Source organism: Streptomyces sp. GbtcB7 (assembly GCF_019091445.1).
In the GTDB taxonomy this organism is placed as follows: domain Bacteria; phylum Actinomycetota; class Actinomycetes; order Streptomycetales; family Streptomycetaceae; genus Streptomyces; species Streptomyces mirabilis.
The window spans coordinates 1-236 of record NZ_JAGXJM010000631.1 but is presented as its reverse complement, the minus strand read 5'-3'; the positions used below and the strand labels follow the sequence as shown (position 1 = coordinate 236).

The following is a 236-nucleotide window of genomic DNA, read 5'->3' as shown; positions in this document are numbered from 1 at the left end:
CACCCGCTGATCGAGTTCGGGCAGCTAAACGCCATCCCGCACGTTTTCGTCAACCGCACCGTCCCCGGATCTGGACGCAACGTGAGCCTCAACCTCGGCCTGGCAAGCACTGTCGCTTTCAATTATCTGCACGGCCTCGGTCACCGAGAGCTCGCGCACATCTCGGGTCCCGCCGATCTGAGCCCCACCATCGAGCGCGAGCGCGGGTTTGCCGCCGCGGCGCGTGCAAAGGGGAT

Annotated in this window: 1 pseudogene; it reads left to right on the top strand. The window is 65.3% G+C overall.

Annotated elements, in window-relative coordinates:
- Window positions 1-236: pseudogene (locus KVT44_RS57060) on the top strand (LacI family transcriptional regulator); the annotation flags it as partial.